We start from the raw sequence: 15110 nt of genomic DNA, 5'->3' as shown, positions 1-15110 counted from the left end.
CCACTGCGGCGGCCCCGCGATACCCGGCACAGGACCGGGATAACCCCGGCGCTATATTACTGATCCCGGGTTGCACTTTCCCTACTTCCGCCTCAGCCTTCAGAAAAATACTGACTGAGGAGGATGCAGTGTTACGAGTACTTTCCCGCCCCGCGACCAAATTGATGGAGCGATGGCTGCCAGATCCGTTCATCTTCGTGATCGTTCTGACGCTGGTTGCCGCCATTGCCGCCATCGCCACGCAAGGCACGTCCCCGATCGCGCTGATCCAGATGTGGGGCGATGGCTTCTGGGCGCTGCTGTCCTTTTCCATGCAGATGCTGCTGGTGCTGGTCACGGGCTTCATTCTGGCCAGTTCTCCGCCGGTGCGGAAAATCCTGCAAAGCATCGCCGGACTGGCCAGCAGCCGCGGATCCGCCATCATCCTCGTGTCGCTGGTATCGCTGGCGGCAAGCTGGTTGAACTGGGGCTTTGGCCTTGTGGTGGGCGCGATCTTCGCCAAGGAGGTCGCCCGTCAGGTCAAGGTCGACTACCGGCTGCTGGTCGCCTCGGCCTATTCGGGCTTTGTGATCTGGCATGGCGGATTGTCAGGCTCGGTCCCGCTGACCATCGCGACGCCGGACCATTTTTCGCAGGCGCAGATCGGCGTAATCCCGACATCGGACACCATCTTCGCGCCCTGGAATCTGGTGATCGTGCTGGCCGTGCTGATCGCGGTGCCGCTGGTCAACCGGCTGATGATCCCGCTGGAGGATGAGCAGGTCCTGATCGATCCGGCGAAACTGGCCGATCAGGGCAGGCCCGCGCCAATGAGCCAGCACCCCACCCCGGCCGAGCGGCTGGAAAACAGCCGCGTTCTGATGTGGCTGATCGGCATTCCCGGCCTGATCTGGCTGGCGCTTTATTTCATCGGCGGCGGCGGGCTGAACCTGAATGTGGTGAACTTCCTGTTCCTCTTTGTCGGCATCCTGTGTCACGGCACCGCGCGCAGCCTGCTGGCGGCGCTGGATGAGGCCGTGCGCGGTGGCGCGGGCATCGTGATCCAGTTCCCCTTCTATGCAGGCATCATGGCGATCATGATCCAAAGCGGGCTGGCGGCCTCGCTGTCGGAATGGTTCGTCTCGATCTCATCGGCGCAGACGCTGCCCTTCTGGAGCTTCATCAGCGCGGGCATCGTCAATGTCTTCGTGCCTTCGGGCGGCGGGCAATGGGCGGTGCAGGCGCCGGTCATGCTGCCCGCGGCCGAGGCCCTGGGCGCGGATTATGCGCGCGTGGCGATGGGTGTCGCCTGGGGCGATGCCTGGACCAACCTGCTGCAGCCCTTCTGGGCGCTGCCGATGCTGGGGATTGCCGGGCTAAAAGCGCGTGACATCATGGGCTTTTGCGTCGTGCAATTGCTGGTCACCGGCATCGTGATCGGTGGGCTGTTGCTGCTGCTGTAAGCGATCATCGAAGCGGATGGCGGGGCCGATATGCCCCGCCATTTTCATTGCCCCGATATCGGGGAAGCCGTCAGCGTTTACGCCGCCGCTTGGCGGCGCGTTTAACCTCGGCCAGGCGCGATTTCGTGGACATGCGCTTCGGCCCCTTGCCCTTGCGCTTTTGCGGGCCGCGCGGAAGGGGCTTGCCCTCCAGTTCCAGCAATTCCAGCGTCAGGCCACCCGTCATCGGAATTGCCTCGGACAGGCGGACGGTCACGCGCTGGCCAATGCCGATTTCCAGCCCGGTATCGCTGCCGATCAGCATCTGCGCATCGGGATCGAAATGGAAATATTCCTGCCCGATCTCGCGGATCGGCAGAAGCCCGTCGGCCCCGGTTTCATCCAGCCGGACAAAGGCGCCGAAACGCTGCAACCCGTTGATGCGCCCGGTCATTTCCGTGCCGACGCGATCCGACAGATAGGCCGCCAGATAGCGGTCGGTGGTGTCCCGTTCTGCCGCCATCGAGCGGCGCTCGGTCTCGGAAATATGCGTCGCGGTTTCGGATATCCGGTCCATATCGCCGTCGCTCAAGCCGTCCGGCTTGCCGCCCTGCCCGCCCTTCCAGCCATGGGCCGAGATCAGCGCGCGATGCACGATCAGGTCCGAATAGCGCCGGATGGGAGAGGTGAAATGCGCGTAGCTTTTCAAGGCCAGCCCAAAATGCCCATAGTTTTCGGGGTGATAATAGGCCTGCGTCATGGATCGCAGGGTCGAGATATTGATCAGCTCGTCGAAATCGCTGCCCTCGGCCTGGGCCAGCAGGCGGTTCAGATGGCCGGTTTGCAGCACCTGCCCCTTGGCCAGCGTAAAGCCCGAGGCCTGGGCAACCTCGCGCAGCGCCTCCAGCTTGTCCTGACTGGGCTCTTCATGGACGCGGAACAGCAAGGGGCGCTGTCGGCGGATCAGTTCTTCGGCGGCGGCGACATTGGCCAGCACCATGAATTCCTCGATCAGTTTGTGCGCGTCAAAGCGTTCGCGGAAATTCACCGATTTCACCCGCCCGTCCGGGGTCAGTTCGATCCGGCGTTCGGGCAGGTCCAGATCCAGCGGCTGACGGCGATCGCGGGCGGATTTCAGCAGTTCATAGGCATGCCAAAGCGGCTTGATCACGCTGCCCATCAGCGGCGCGGTCTGATCGTCGGGATTGCCATCGGCGGCCGCCTGCGCCTGTTCATAGGACAGGCTGGCGCGGCTGTTCATCATGCCGCGATGAAAGTTGTGGCTGATCTTGTTGCCCTGCGCATCCAGCCGCATCCGCACCGCAATCACCGCCCGGTCAACCTGTTCATGCAGCGAACACAGATCGGCGGACAGCGCCTCGGGCAGCATGGGCACGACGCGGTCGGGGAAATAGCTGGAATTGCCGCGCGTCCAGGCCTCGCGATCCAGCGCCGATCCGGGGCGCACGTAATAGGCCACATCGGCAATGGCGACCCAGATGGTGGCGCCGCCGTCTTCCTCGATCACGGCGGCCACGGCATCGTCATGGTCGCGGGCATCGGCCGGGTCGATCGTGACCAGCGGCAGGTCGCGCAGATCGTCGCGACCCTTCATGCCGGCGGGCTTCTGCGCCTCGGCCTCTTCGATCACGGCATCGGGGAATTCGTCGGGGATGCCGTGCTGATGAATCGCGATCAGGCTGACCGCGCGCGGCGCCGAAGGATCGCCCAGCCGTTCGATGATCCGTGCCAGCGGCAGGCCCAGCCGGTTTTTCGGCCCCGCCTGTTCCGCCTGCACCAATTCGCCATTTTCCGCGCCCAGAGTGGCATCGGCGCGCACGCGCCATTCCTTGTCCTGCCCCTTGTCGATGGGCAGGATACGCCCGCCTTCGGCATCTTTGCGAAAGATCCCGGTGATGCGGTTGGCCGAGGCGGTAATGCGCCGCATCAGACGCGCCTGATACTGGTAATCCTCTCCCTGCACCTCGATCAGCCGGGCCAGAAAGCGTTCGCCGCGCCCCAGGGCCGGGTCGTTCTGCCGGGGCATGTACAGGATCCGGGGCACCGGCCCCTCGCCCCGCCATTCCAGCGGCCGCACGAAAAGATCGCCCGATCCGTCCGGGGCCAGCAATTCCACAACCGTCACAGGCGGCAGCTTTTCCGCATCCAGATAGTGACGGCGGCGACGCTCCAGCGTGCCCTCGGCCTCAAGCTCTTTCAGAAGGCGTTTCAATTCGATGCGCTGTGCGCCCTTGATGCCAAAGGCCTTGGCGATGTCGCGCTTGGAATTGGCGTCGGGATGGTCGGCCACCCAATCCAATATCTGCTGCTTGCTGGGAATCTGAGTCATATGGGCAACCTAACAGACGGGATGGGATAACGCAGCGGGCCGCGTCAGAGTTCGCGGATCATGTCATAATGCGGGATACCCGCGTCGTCATAGGCGCCGCTGACCACCGCGAATCCCAGCTTTTCATAGAACCCGATGGCGCTTTCCTGCGCCGACAGCCTGACCTGCATGATCCCCGGTCGCGTGCGCAGGATATCCATGCTGGCCCGCACCATCTGCGCGCCCAGTCCGGTGCCCCGCGCCTGCGGCAGCACGCAGATCCGTCCCAGCTTGCCGACCTGACCCTTCAGCAGGATCCGTGCCGTGCCCACCGCCCGCCCATCCCGCCAGGCCAGCAGGTGGATCGCCTGATCGTCCAGATCGTCCCACTCATCCGCCTCGGCAATGCCCTGTTCGTCGATAAAGACGGCACGGCGCAGATCGCGGCAGGTGGCGATATCCCCGGTCAGTTCGATCCTCATTCGAAATATCTTTCCAGAATGCGCTGATAGATGTCTTTCAACTGCTGGACCTGCGCTGCAGGCACGCGTTCATCGACCTGGTGCATGAAATGTCCGACCAGACCGAATTCCACCACAGGGCAGTGATCCTTGACGAAACGCGCATCCGAGGTCCCGCCCGAGGTCGACAGTACAGGCTGCCGCCCCGTTTCGCGGGTCACGATATCGCGGACCAGATCGACGAAGGGACCGGGTTGGGTCAGAAACGCCTCGCCGCTGATATCTGCCTGGAGGGTCAGGGCAACGCCGGTTTCATCGCTTATCTTCTGCGCGCGCGCTGTCAGGTCACGGGTCAGCGATTCGCCCGTATGCAGATCGTTGAAGCGGATATTGACCACCGCCGACGCGGCCTCGGGGATCACGTTCGAGGCCGGGTTGCCACAATCGATCGAGGTGATCTGCAAGCCGGTCGGGTCGAAATGATCGGTGCCCTGATCCAGCGGCGTGGCGATCAGATCGTCCAGATAGCGGGTCAGCGCATGCAGCGGATTTTTGGCGCGATGCGGATAGGCGGCATGGCCCTGCACCCCCTTGGCCGCGATCCTGAACGTGACCGAGCCGCGCCGCCCGATCTTCATCATCTCACCCATGATATCGGGGTTCGAGGGCTCGCCCACGATGCAGACATCCATCCGCTCGCCCTGTTGATCCATCCAATCCAGCAGGGCGCGGGTTCCATCGCGCCCCGGCCCCTCTTCATCGCCGGTAATGGTCAGGATGACGGCACCGTCAGGCGGTGTCCCGGTGACAAAATCTATCGCCGCCGCAACAAAGGCCGCCACGCCGGATTTCATATCCGTGGCCCCGCGCCCCCAGATCAAACCATCCCCGACATGGCCGGAAAAGGGCGGATAGGTCCATGAGGCCAGATCACCCGGCGGCACCACATCTGTGTGACCGTTGAAGCCGAAACTGCGCACGCCCTTGGCGCCCCATCGGGCAAACATGTTCGGCGTGCCGTTTCGGTCGACGCGATGCACCTCGAACCCCGCCTGCGTCAGCAGATCGCCCAGAAGCACCAGCGCCCCCCCTTCGACCGGGGTGACAGAGGGGCAACGGATCAGTTTCGCCGTCAGATCGGCTGCGTCAGTCATGGTCAAAACCCAATTGAAAATGCGCGACGGACCAGATTCAGCCCGGTGATCACAAGCAGGATCAGCGTCCAACGCCGAAACTGCACCACATCCATGCGATCATGCAAGGCAAAGCCCAGTTGCATGCCCAGAAAGGCCGGAATGCACAGGATCAGCGACAGGGGCAGCGTCTGGGCATTCAGGATGCCCGAAAACAGATGCGCCACCAGCAGCATGATCGCGCCCAGCAGGAACACGATCCCCTGCACCCGCATCTGTTCGGATTTGCTGGCCCCGGTGGACAGCAGATAGACGATCAGCGGCGGCCCCCAGATCCCGGAGATGCCGCCGTAAAGCCCACCGATGATGCCGGTCACGATCTCGGCCCGGCGGCGATGATGCATGTCCAGAAGGATCGGCCGCCCCGACAATTGCCAGACCGCGAAAGCGACGATGGGCACGCCCAGCATCAGATACATCCAGCCCTGCGGAATCGCGGCGGCGAACCCGGCCGAGACGCAGATGAAGATCAGCACCATCGCGATATGCCAGCGATAGCTGCGGATCGAGGATACGACCTCGGCCCGGCCAAAGCGGAAGGCCTGCTGAATATTGGTGAACAGCGTGGGCATGATCAGACAGGCCAGTGCCGTCTGCGCGGGCAGGATCGAACTGAAGGCCGACATCATGATCATCGGCATGGCGAATCCGACCGCGCCCTTCACGAAACCCGCAAAGCCCGTGATCGCGATGATTGCCCAGAATTGCCAGGGGTCCAGTCCAAACATGCGCGCAGGCTAGACCCGGGATTCGGAAAAGAAAATCCCGCTTGTGTCGCGGGATATGCCGCGGAACGTGCCGCAGAAAACGTTGCGACACATTCGGTCAAATTTCGATCTTTCTGCGCATTATAGTTGCGCCGCATCTGCTAAGGCACTACCAATGCTGCAACGCCGCAAAGGACGAGAAGATGAAAGATATGCCGTCACAGACCGCCCTTGTTCTGACCGAGATCGAAGAGCTTCAGGCCCGCGCCACGCAGGCCCTGCGCGACCTTGTCGCGCCAGAGGGTCGCCCCGACCCCGCCGCGCTGGAGATGCATCAGCATGCCGCCCATACGCTGTCCTGGCTGGCAACCTATGTCGAATCGCTGAAACAGCTTGGCGCCTGGGCCGAAACCTGCAGCGGAGAGACCGAGCAGCTGATCGCGCAGATCGGCTTTGGCGAATATCTGACGCAGATCCTTGGCGGGATCCCGATGAGCCAGAACGAATTTGCCCGGCTGTCGGATCTGGGCATCGACTGGCAGCCCTCGGATGCGGCGCGCGAATTGATGGCGGGCAACACGCCCAAGGCCCGCGCGCGGCTGGCCGAACTGATCGCGGATAATCGCGGCAGCGCGACCTTTGGCGCCACCGGGCTGGACGAGGATCTGGAAATGATTCGCGACCAGTTCCGCCGCTGGGCCGATGACAAGGTCGTCCCCTATGCCCATGACTGGCACCTGAAGGATGAGCTGATCCCGATGGAAATCATCGAGGAACTGGCCGAGCTGGGCGTCTTTGGCCTGACGATTCCGGAAAATCTGGGCGGGCTTGGCATGTCCAAGGCCGCGATGGTCGTCGTCAGCGAGGAATTGTCGCGCGGTTATATTGGCGTCGGCAGTCTGGGCACCCGCAGCGAGATTGCGGCGGAACTGATCCTGGGCGGCGGCACGGATGATCAGAAGGCACATTGGCTGCCGAAGCTGGCCAGCGGAGAGATCCTGCCCACCGCCGTCTTTACCGAACCCAATACCGGCAGCGATCTGGGCAGCCTGCGCACGCGGGCGGTCAGGGATGGCGACAACTGGAAGGTGACCGGCAACAAGACCTGGATCACCCATGCCGCCCGCACCCATATCATGACGCTGCTTGCGCGCACCGATCCCGACACGACGGATTATCGCGGGTTGTCGATGTTCATTGCCGAAAAGACACCCGGCGATGATGCGAACCCCTTCCCGACGCCCGGCATGACCGGGGGTGAGATCGAGGTTCTGGGCTATCGCGGCATGAAGGAATACGAGCTTGGCTTCGACGGGTTCGAGGTCAAGGGCGAGAACCTTCTGGGCGGCGAAACCGGGCAAGGCTTCAAGCAATTGATGCAGACCTTCGAAAGCGCCCGCATCCAGACGGCTGCGCGGGCCATCGGCGTGGCGCAGAATGCGCTGGAACTGGGCCTGCAATATGCGCTGGACCGCAAGCAATTCGGCAAATCGCTGATCGCCTTCCCGCGCGTGGCCGACAAGCTGGCGATGATGGCGGTGGAAATCATGATCGCGCGCCAGCTGACCTATTTCAGCGCCCGCGAAAAGGATCAGGGCCATCGCTGCGATCTGGAGGCCGGAATGGCCAAGCTGCTGGGCGCGCGGGTCGCCTGGGCAAATGCCGACAATGCGCTGCAGATCCATGGCGGCAACGGCTTTGCGCTGGAATATCAGATCAGCCGTGTGCTTTGTGACGCACGCATTCTGAATATTTTCGAGGGTGCCGCCGAGATTCAGGCGCAAGTTATTGCGCGGCGCCTTTTGGGGTGAAAGAGATTGCTGTAATCTCTTGGGCAATCTGCGGCGCCCGCCGCAACCGCCCTGCCCTTTGAAGGAGCTTTAGATGTTCAGTCGTCCTTTCATGGCCGTTGCCGCTGCTGCGGCCGTGCTGTCCCTTGCCGCTTGTGAAGACCCGGCCCCGAAAACCTCTGCCGGTGGCATCCCGCTGGGCGATTACGTGCTGGTCGGCCTTGGTGGCCGCACCGTGCCGCTGCGCGATGTCACCCTGCGGGTCGAGGAAAACCGCCTGTCCGGCCACGGCCCCTGCAACCGCTACACTGTCGAAAATAACGGCGATCTGCCCGCGCTGCAGCTGGGTCCGATCAGCTCGTCCACGCAGGCTTGCGCGGTCAATCAGGATCTGGAGACCAGCTTCTTCCAGACGCTGCAAAGCGCCACTTCGGTCGAATATTACGGCGGCGTGCTGAAGGTCAAAGCCCCGCAGACCTGGCTGATCTTTGAACGCGGCGTGCCCAAGCGCGACCAGATCAGCGCCCTTGACGCGGCGCGCGGCCAGCAGGGCCTGCAGTAAAATCCTTAGGACGGCTGGCTTCGGGTCAGCCGTCTGATCAGACGGTCACGGGCGGCGGGTAATTGCCGCCCGACCAGATCCGAGGCGACGCGGTGGTGCAGGAAATGCCCGGTGATCGCCAGCCCATCCTCGATCCCGCGCCCCCGGTTATCGCCCGCGCCGCCCAGAATGCCGGGCAGCGGCAGCAGCTTGTCGGCCCATTCCCCGGCCCCGGCCCGGCTGACCGCCCGCCCCGATCGCGGGCTGACATAGGCCAGCCCCTCACGCGCGCCGGTCACGGCGCAGCGGCTCAGATCCAGCCCGAAACCCATCTCATCCAGCAGCAGCATTTCCCAGTGCATGTAATCCTGCGCCCAGTCCTCGGCCCGTTCCATCCGGTCCAGCAGGGCTTCCGTCAGGGCGGCAAGACGGGGATGCGGATCGCGTTCGGGCAGCACGAACAGCAGCAGCGCGCTGACCGCGTTCAGCCCCGCCAGTGACAGCGCATCGCCCAGGATCCCGGTACGCAGGCGCAGCGGTTCGGCGGTGAAGGTGCCAAGCTGATCGTCCCGCCGCGCGCGCCAGCGCAGATCCAGCCGGTTTCCCGGTTGCAGCATCGCCGCCCGCTTTTGCGAGGCCCCGCCCGGCACCAGCCCGGCATGGCGACCATATTCCATCGTCAGCACGTCGATGATCACGGCAGTCTCGCCATGCGGACGGCGAGAGATCACCGTGCCCTCGGCCTGCCACTCCATGGCTCAGCCCTGCGGCGCGGGCAGGATCAGGCTGCCGTCCTTTTCCAGCGGCCAGAAGGGATTGGTGGCGATTTCCCAGACATGGCCGTCAGGATCGGCGAAATAGCCGGAATATCCGCCCCAGAACACCTTCTCGGGCTGTTTCAGCGCCGTGGCGCCCGCCTGCAAGGCCGCCTGAAACACGGCATCGGTTTCGGCATCATCGGCGCAATTCTGGGCCAGCGTCATCGCGCCGGTCCCCAGACTGGCGCCCGGCCGCCCCTGATCCTTGGCCAGATCCTGCAGCCCGAACAGGCCCAGAACCGCGCCATTCATCTGAAAGAAGACAATCCCTTTATCGGGACCGTCATAGGGCTGCCAGCCCCATGCGGTGTAAAATTCGCGGGCGCGGTCCAGATCGGCCACCCCCAATGTGATCAGCGTGACGCGTTGTCGTGGCAGGGACATGTTTCACCTGTGTTTTGCGGCGACGGAGGCTCCGCCGCCTGTGGGTCTTACTGCATGCGCCGCGTGCGATCCCCGGCCCCGAACCGCTTTGCGCCCGATTGCCGGATCAGGCTGATGGAATAGAGAACCAGCGACGCCCAGATCATCGGGAAGGCAATCATGCGGGCCGTGTCGAAGGGTTCGTCAAAGACGAAAACGGCGGTCAGGAAGATCATTGTCGGCGCGATATATTGCAGGATACCGATGGTCGAGAGGCGCAAGCGCTTGGCACCATTGGCATAGAACAGCAGCGGAATGGCCGTGATCGGGCCGCAGCCGATCAGCAACAGCGTATCGCGCCAGTTCAGCCCGAAATGCGACGCGCCCCCGGCGGCCTGCCAGAACAGCCAGCCCAAGGCCAGAGGCGTCAGGATCAGCACCTCTAGCGTGAAGCCCTGATTGGGGCCCAGCGGCAGCTTTTTCTTGCAATAGGCGTAAAAACCCCAGGTCAGCATCAGCGAGATCGAGACAAGCGGCAGGCTGCCCGCCTGCACCGTCAGCAGGATCACAGCCGCCGCGGCCAGCGCAATGGCGATCATCTGCAGGCGGCTCAGACGCTCTCCCAGCAGGGTCGCGCCCAGGAAGACGCTGAACAGCGGGTTGATGTAATAGCCAAGCGCCGCGTCCAGCGCCTTGTCATTGGCGATGGCCCAGACATAGGTCAGCCAGTTGACCGAGATCAGCATCGCCGTCAGCCCCGCCATCGCCAAAAGGCGCGGCGTGCGGAAGGCGGCGATGACATCGCTGGACCGACCCTGATACAGCAGCACGGCCCCGGCGATGGGCAGCGACCAGATGACCCGATGGGCGATCACCTCGGTCGGGGGTATATGCGCCAGCGCCTTCATGTAAAGCGGCAGAAAGCCCCATAGCGCATAGGCGGCGATGGCATAGGCCAGACCGCGCGGCGTATCGACATTCTGATCGGGGATGGTTGTCATGCGCGAACCATATGGCGCATTCGCAGCCGATACCAGAGGTCGCGCGCAACGCCGGAGGACCGGCGCAGCGGGTCAGAAACCCTCTTCTTCCAACAGCACGCGGCCTTCGCGGCTTTCGATTTCGATGACCCACAGATCCGGATCGAAACCGCGCTGTCGCCGGATGGCGGCATCGACCGATTCCTCATCGGCCTGCAGGGACATGCGCCAGTCGTGGCTGTCGGTTTCGAAATCCCATTCCCGCGTCCAAAGCTGGGCCGTTCCGTCCAGCAGCGCGCATTTCACCAGAACCGCCCCCGCCGTGTCGTCGCCATGTGCGACCACATAGGCCGGTATATTCTGAAGCCCAAGCCGTCTCAGATAGGCGGACACCCAGATCCCGGTGGCCAGGCGCGGATTGGCCATGGCCTAGTCACCGTCGCGGAAATCAAGGCCGATCTCGCCATAGCGCTCGGCCTCTTCCTGCCAGTTTTCGCGCAGCTTGACCTGCAGGAACAGGTGGATACGGCGGCCCATGAACTCTTCCAGCTCTTGCCGCGCGGCCTGGCTGACGGCCTTGATGGTTTCGCCATGCTTGCCCAGCACGATGCCCTTATGGCCGTTGCGGGCGACATAGATCACCTGATCCACGCGGGCGCTGCCATCCTTGCGCTCTTCCCAGGATTCGGTTTCGACCGTCAGCTGATAGGGGATTTCCTCATGCAGCCGCAGGGTCAGTTTCTCGCGCGTGATTTCGGCCGCGATCATCCGCATGGGCAGATCGGCAATCTGATCTTCCGGGTAAAGCCACGGGCTGACCGGCAGCGTCTGGGCCAGCCATTGCCGCAGATCGGCACAGCCATAGCCGCGCTCGGCCGAAATCATGAAGGTCTGGGAAAACGGATAGGCGTCGTTCAGTTTCTGCGACAGGGCCAGCAGGACCTCGGCCTTGACGCGGTCGATCTTGTTGATCACCAGCGCCACCGGCGTCTTGCGCTCCAGCGCGGCAAGCTGATCGATGATCGCCTGCACGCCATCGGTCAGGCCACGATGCGCCTCGACCAGCAGCAGGATGATATCGGCATCCGAGGCCCCGCCCCATGCGGCGGCCACCATCGAGCGGTCCAGCCTGCGCCGGGGCCGGAAGATGCCGGGCGTGTCGACAAAAACCAACTGGCTGTCGCCTTCGATGGCGATGCCGCGAATGCGGGCGCGGGTTGTCTGCACCTTATGGGTGACAATGCTGACCTTGGCGCCGACCATCTGGTTCAGCAGGGTGGATTTCCCGGCATTGGGTTCGCCGATCAGCGCCACGAAGCCGGCGCGGGTTTGGGTGTCGGTCATTCGCCGCCCTCCAGCCGGGACAGCAATTTCTGCGCGGCTTCCTGTTCGATACTGCGTTTGGTGCCGGCGCCGGTGGCATCGGCCGTGCTGCCATCGTCCAGCAGCACCGTGATGTGAAAGACGGGCGCATGATCCGGGCCGCTGCGACCCGTCTGCTCGTAGCTGGGCGGCGACATGCCATGCGCCTGCGCCCATTCCTGCAAGGCGGTCTTGGCGTCGCGGGGATCCTCGTCAAGGCTGGTCAGACGGTCGGCCCACAGCGTCAGGATGACACGCTCGGCCGCCTCGAAACCGCCATCCAGATAGATCGCGGCCAGCACCGCCTCCATCGCATCGGCCAGCAATGCCTCTTTGCGGCGGCCGCCCGACATCATCTCGGACCGGCCAAGCTTCAGCACCTCGCCCAGACCGATCTCGCGCGCGACAGCGGCGCAGGTCTCTCCGCGGACGAGGGCGTTATAGCGCGGCGCCAACTGGCCTTCCTGGGCGGCACGATCCGCCTTGAACAGCGCCTCGGCCATGACAAGGCCCAGCACGCGATCGCCCAGAAATTCCAGCCGCTGATTGTCGGGCCGCGTGGCCGAACCGATCGAGCCATGCGTCAGCGCCCGGATCAGCAGTTCCGGCCGCGTGAATTCATAACCCAGCCGGGTCATGAACGCCTGAATATCCGCGCCCGGTTTCAATTCACCGCCTTGAAGAAACGGTCCCCGCGCCAGGTCCAGAAATACAGCAGCGACCGCCCGGCGGACGAGAACATGATCCGGTCGGCCCGACCGATCAGATATTCCTCGGAGACAAAGCCCACGCCACCGAATTCCGCCCGGAAGCGCGAATCCTTGGAGTTGTCGCGATTGTCGCCCATGAAGAAATAATGCCCCTCGGGGACGGTGAAGGTCGCGGTATCATCGACGTCCCAGCCATCGACGATGTTCAGCACATCATAGCTGACACCATTGGGCAGGGTTTCGGTGAACCGCTCTTTCACGCATTGGCCGCCCTCGGCGACGGGATCGTTGATACAGCGCGGCACCAGACCCTGCGGCCCCTGCTGTTCCTTGATCTCGACGAAATCTTCCTTCTGCACCTGCGGCACCTCTTCGCCATTGATCCACAGGCGACCGTCGGTCATGCGCACCGTGTCGCCGGGCAGGCCGATCAGGCGCTTGATGAAATCGACGCCCTGGGTCGGGTGACGGAACACGACGACATCGCCGCGTTCAGGCTCGCTGCCCAGAATGCGGCCGGTGATCGGGCACATCGCGAAGGGGCAGGAATATTGCGAATAGCCATAGGCCATCTTGTTGACGAACAGGAAATCGCCGATCAGCAGCGTGTCCTTCATGCTGCCCGAGGGGATCCAGAAGGGCTGAAAGAACAGCGTGCGGAAGATGCCCGCGATGACAAGCGCCCAGAAGATCGTCTTGACGGTCTCCCACAGACCTTCCTTCTTCGCTGCTTTTTCGGCCATGATGTCGTCCTTTGGCATTGCGCGGGCCAGATCGCCGCGTCGCGCGTTCATGGTCCCCGCGCGGGGGCAAAGTCAAGGTTTTGCAGGGCTGTTTTGGTCGGCCAGCGCCTCGATCACCACAAAAGCCTGCGCCCAGGGATGATCGTCGGTCAGGGTGACATGAACAATGGCGCGATGCCCGGGCGGGGTCATCTGATCCAGCTTCCGCGCGGCCCAGCCGGTCAGCTCCATCACCGGCTGACCACTGCGCAGATTGCTGACCGCCATGTCACGCCAGCTGATGCCCATGGCCAGCCCGGTGCCAAGCGCCTTGGAACAGGCCTCCTTCGCGGCCCAGCGTTTCGCCAGCGTCCCGGCCTCATCCTTGCGGCGACGGGCCTTGGCCAGTTCCGTCTCGGTGAAGACGCGATTGCGGAACCGGTCGCCGAAACGGTCCAGCGTGCCCTGAATCCGCTCGATATTGGCCAGATCGGTGCCGATACCCAAAATCATTCGGCCACCATCACCGCGCCGATCTGCCCGGTCTGCTGGTTGATGGTGATGTCCAGCGCGCCCCGGTCGCCCTGCGGCAGGTCGGGGTTGAAGACGCGCACCGGCAGGGTGATCTGCAGACCGTTCTGCGGATCGTAATCGGCCTGACGCGCGGCGAAATCGATCGCCATGAAGCCTGCGGGCCAGCCGCCCTGATCCGGCGCGGCGGCAAGGGATACGGTCTTGCATTGCCGGTCGCCAAGCTCATCCAGAGGCGGCGACAGGATCATCAGATGCATGGCCGTCGCCGCAGGTTCCAGCGTGTCCAGAAGCGCCAGCCGCACCTGACCATTGGCATAGGTCGCGCTGTTCTCTTCCCACGGCTCGGGCAGGTTGCGGGCAAGGCTCCAGTCGCCGCACTCACCCACCGATTGCGCGAAGGACGGGGCGGCGACAAGGGCCAGAAGCGGAAACAGCGCCCTCATCCGCGGGCCTCATCCATGCGGCGGCGCATCTCGCGAATGGCGCCGTCCAGGCCCAGGAACATCGCCTCGCCCATCAGGAAATGGCCGATATTCAGCTCGGCGATCTGCGGGATGGCGGCAATCGTCGCGACATTGTCATAGGTCAGGCCGTGGCCCGCATGCACCTCCAGCCCTAGGCGGGCGGCCAGTTCGGCGCCCAGGACCAGACCGGCCAGTTCCGCGTCGCGTTCCGCCGCGCGGCCTTCGGTGTCGAAATCGCAATAGGCGCCGGTGTGCAGTTCCACCACCGCCGCGCCGATCCGGGCAGCGGCTTCGATCTGCGCAGGCTCATGCCCGATAAATAACGAGACACGGCTGCCCGCCTCACGCAGGGGGGCGATGAAATCCGCCAGATAGGCCTGATTTCCGGCGACATCCAGACCGCCCTCGGTCGTGCGTTCCTCACGTTTTTCGGGGACGACGCAGATGGCATGGGGCCGGTGCCGCAGGGCGATGGCCTGCATTTCGGGGGTTGCCGCCATTTCAAGGTTCAGCGGCAGTGACAACTCCCGCATCAGCCCGTCGATATCGGAATCGCGGATGTGGCGGCGATCTTCGCGCAGATGGGCGGTGATGCCATCGGCGCCCGCCTGTTCGGCCAGCTTTGCCGCGCGCAGCGGATCGGGCCAGGGGGTGCCACGCGCGTTCCGCACCGTTGCGATATGATCGATATTCACTCCCAGACGCAGCATGGTTC

General features: G+C 63.8%; 17 protein-coding genes. 3 read left to right on the top strand and 14 right to left on the bottom strand.

Going from position 1 to position 15110, the window contains the following annotated elements:
- The first annotated feature begins 128 nt into the window (after positions 1-128).
- Positions 129-1442: a short-chain fatty acid transporter gene (locus JHX87_RS14215; RefSeq protein ID WP_271885573.1), complete on the top strand. Its 1314-nt coding sequence runs from the start codon at positions 129-131 to the stop codon at positions 1440-1442.
- Between the two features lie 70 nt (positions 1443-1512).
- On the opposite strand, the gene rnr is transcribed toward JHX87_RS14215, so the two are convergent.
- Genes rnr through JHX87_RS14195 form a run of 4 tightly spaced genes read right to left on the bottom strand, consistent with a single transcriptional unit; the run spans position 1513 to position 6132 of the window.
- Entirely contained in the window at positions 1513-3771 is a 2259-nt protein-coding gene (gene rnr / locus JHX87_RS14210) for a ribonuclease R (RefSeq protein WP_271885574.1), read from the bottom strand.
- 44 nt (positions 3772-3815) lie between these two features.
- Positions 3816-4232, bottom strand: coding sequence for a GNAT family N-acetyltransferase (locus JHX87_RS14205; protein ID WP_271885575.1), 417 nt, complete (start codon positions 4230-4232; stop codon positions 3816-3818).
- The gene (gene dapE / locus JHX87_RS14200; RefSeq protein ID WP_271885576.1) at positions 4229-5365 is read right to left on the bottom strand and encodes a succinyl-diaminopimelate desuccinylase; all 1137 of its coding nucleotides are present in this window, start codon (positions 5363-5365) and stop codon (positions 4229-4231) included. Before dapE ends, JHX87_RS14205 begins: the two co-directional genes overlap by 4 nt.
- A 2-nt stretch (positions 5366-5367) precedes the next feature.
- A complete protein-coding gene (locus JHX87_RS14195) occupies positions 5368-6132 on the bottom strand; it encodes a sulfite exporter TauE/SafE family protein (protein ID WP_271885577.1) in 765 nt (254 codons plus the stop codon).
- A gap of 182 nt (positions 6133-6314) precedes the next feature.
- Between JHX87_RS14195 and JHX87_RS14190 the strand changes: the two genes are divergently transcribed.
- Both JHX87_RS14190 and JHX87_RS14185 read left to right on the top strand, forming a co-directional pair.
- On the top strand, positions 6315-7922 hold the full coding sequence (locus tag JHX87_RS14190; RefSeq protein WP_271885578.1) for an acyl-CoA dehydrogenase family protein: 1608 nt from the start codon (positions 6315-6317) through the stop codon (positions 7920-7922).
- A gap of 73 nt (positions 7923-7995) precedes the next feature.
- On the top strand, positions 7996-8463 hold the full coding sequence (locus tag JHX87_RS14185) for an META domain-containing protein (RefSeq protein WP_271885579.1): 468 nt from the start codon (positions 7996-7998) through the stop codon (positions 8461-8463).
- 5 nt (positions 8464-8468) lie between these two features.
- Here JHX87_RS14185 and recO read toward each other — a convergent pair whose 3' ends face one another.
- The 10 genes from recO to JHX87_RS14135 all read right to left on the bottom strand — a co-directional run bounded on the left by recO (position 8469) and on the right by JHX87_RS14135 (position 15105).
- Positions 8469-9197 (bottom strand): DNA repair protein RecO, encoded by a 729-nt coding sequence (gene recO, locus JHX87_RS14180; protein ID WP_271885580.1) that lies wholly within the window; start codon positions 9195-9197, stop codon positions 8469-8471.
- 3 nt (positions 9198-9200) lie between these two features.
- Positions 9201-9638: a VOC family protein gene (locus JHX87_RS14175; RefSeq protein WP_271885655.1), complete on the bottom strand. Its 438-nt coding sequence runs from the start codon at positions 9636-9638 to the stop codon at positions 9201-9203.
- Between the two features lie 53 nt (positions 9639-9691).
- Complete coding sequence (gene rarD, locus JHX87_RS14170) at positions 9692-10624, bottom strand: EamA family transporter RarD (protein ID WP_271885581.1); 933 nt, start codon at positions 10622-10624, stop codon at positions 9692-9694.
- Between the two features lie 72 nt (positions 10625-10696).
- The gene (locus JHX87_RS14165) at positions 10697-11029 is read right to left on the bottom strand and encodes a DUF1491 family protein (protein WP_271885582.1); all 333 of its coding nucleotides are present in this window, start codon (positions 11027-11029) and stop codon (positions 10697-10699) included.
- 3 nt (positions 11030-11032) lie between these two features.
- Positions 11033-11947 (bottom strand): GTPase Era, encoded by a 915-nt coding sequence (era, locus tag JHX87_RS14160; RefSeq protein WP_271885583.1) that lies wholly within the window; start codon positions 11945-11947, stop codon positions 11033-11035.
- Positions 11944-12633, bottom strand: coding sequence for a ribonuclease III (gene rnc, locus JHX87_RS14155; protein WP_271885584.1), 690 nt, complete (start codon positions 12631-12633; stop codon positions 11944-11946). Before rnc ends, era begins: the two co-directional genes overlap by 4 nt.
- Positions 12630-13418, bottom strand: a complete 789-nt coding sequence (gene lepB, locus JHX87_RS14150; protein WP_271885585.1) for a signal peptidase I — start codon at positions 13416-13418, stop codon at positions 12630-12632. The genes rnc and lepB overlap by 4 nt, the downstream gene beginning before the upstream one ends.
- A gap of 72 nt (positions 13419-13490) precedes the next feature.
- A complete protein-coding gene (gene acpS, locus JHX87_RS14145; protein ID WP_271885586.1) occupies positions 13491-13910 on the bottom strand; it encodes a holo-ACP synthase in 420 nt (139 codons plus the stop codon).
- Positions 13907-14374 (bottom strand): hypothetical protein, encoded by a 468-nt coding sequence (locus JHX87_RS14140; protein ID WP_271885587.1) that lies wholly within the window; start codon positions 14372-14374, stop codon positions 13907-13909. Before JHX87_RS14140 ends, acpS begins: the two co-directional genes overlap by 4 nt.
- Positions 14371-15105 carry a pyridoxine 5'-phosphate synthase gene (locus JHX87_RS14135; protein ID WP_271885588.1) on the bottom strand — a complete coding sequence of 245 codons (735 nt, stop codon included), beginning with the start codon at positions 15103-15105 and terminating at the stop codon, positions 14371-14373. The genes JHX87_RS14140 and JHX87_RS14135 overlap by 4 nt, the downstream gene beginning before the upstream one ends.
- Positions 15106-15110: the final 5 nt, after the last annotated feature.

Source organism: Paracoccus fistulariae, assembly GCF_028553785.1.
Lineage (GTDB): Bacteria > Pseudomonadota > Alphaproteobacteria > Rhodobacterales > Rhodobacteraceae > Paracoccus > Paracoccus fistulariae.
Note: the sequence above shows the minus strand (reverse complement) of the source record. Positions and strands in the feature narration are given on the sequence as shown.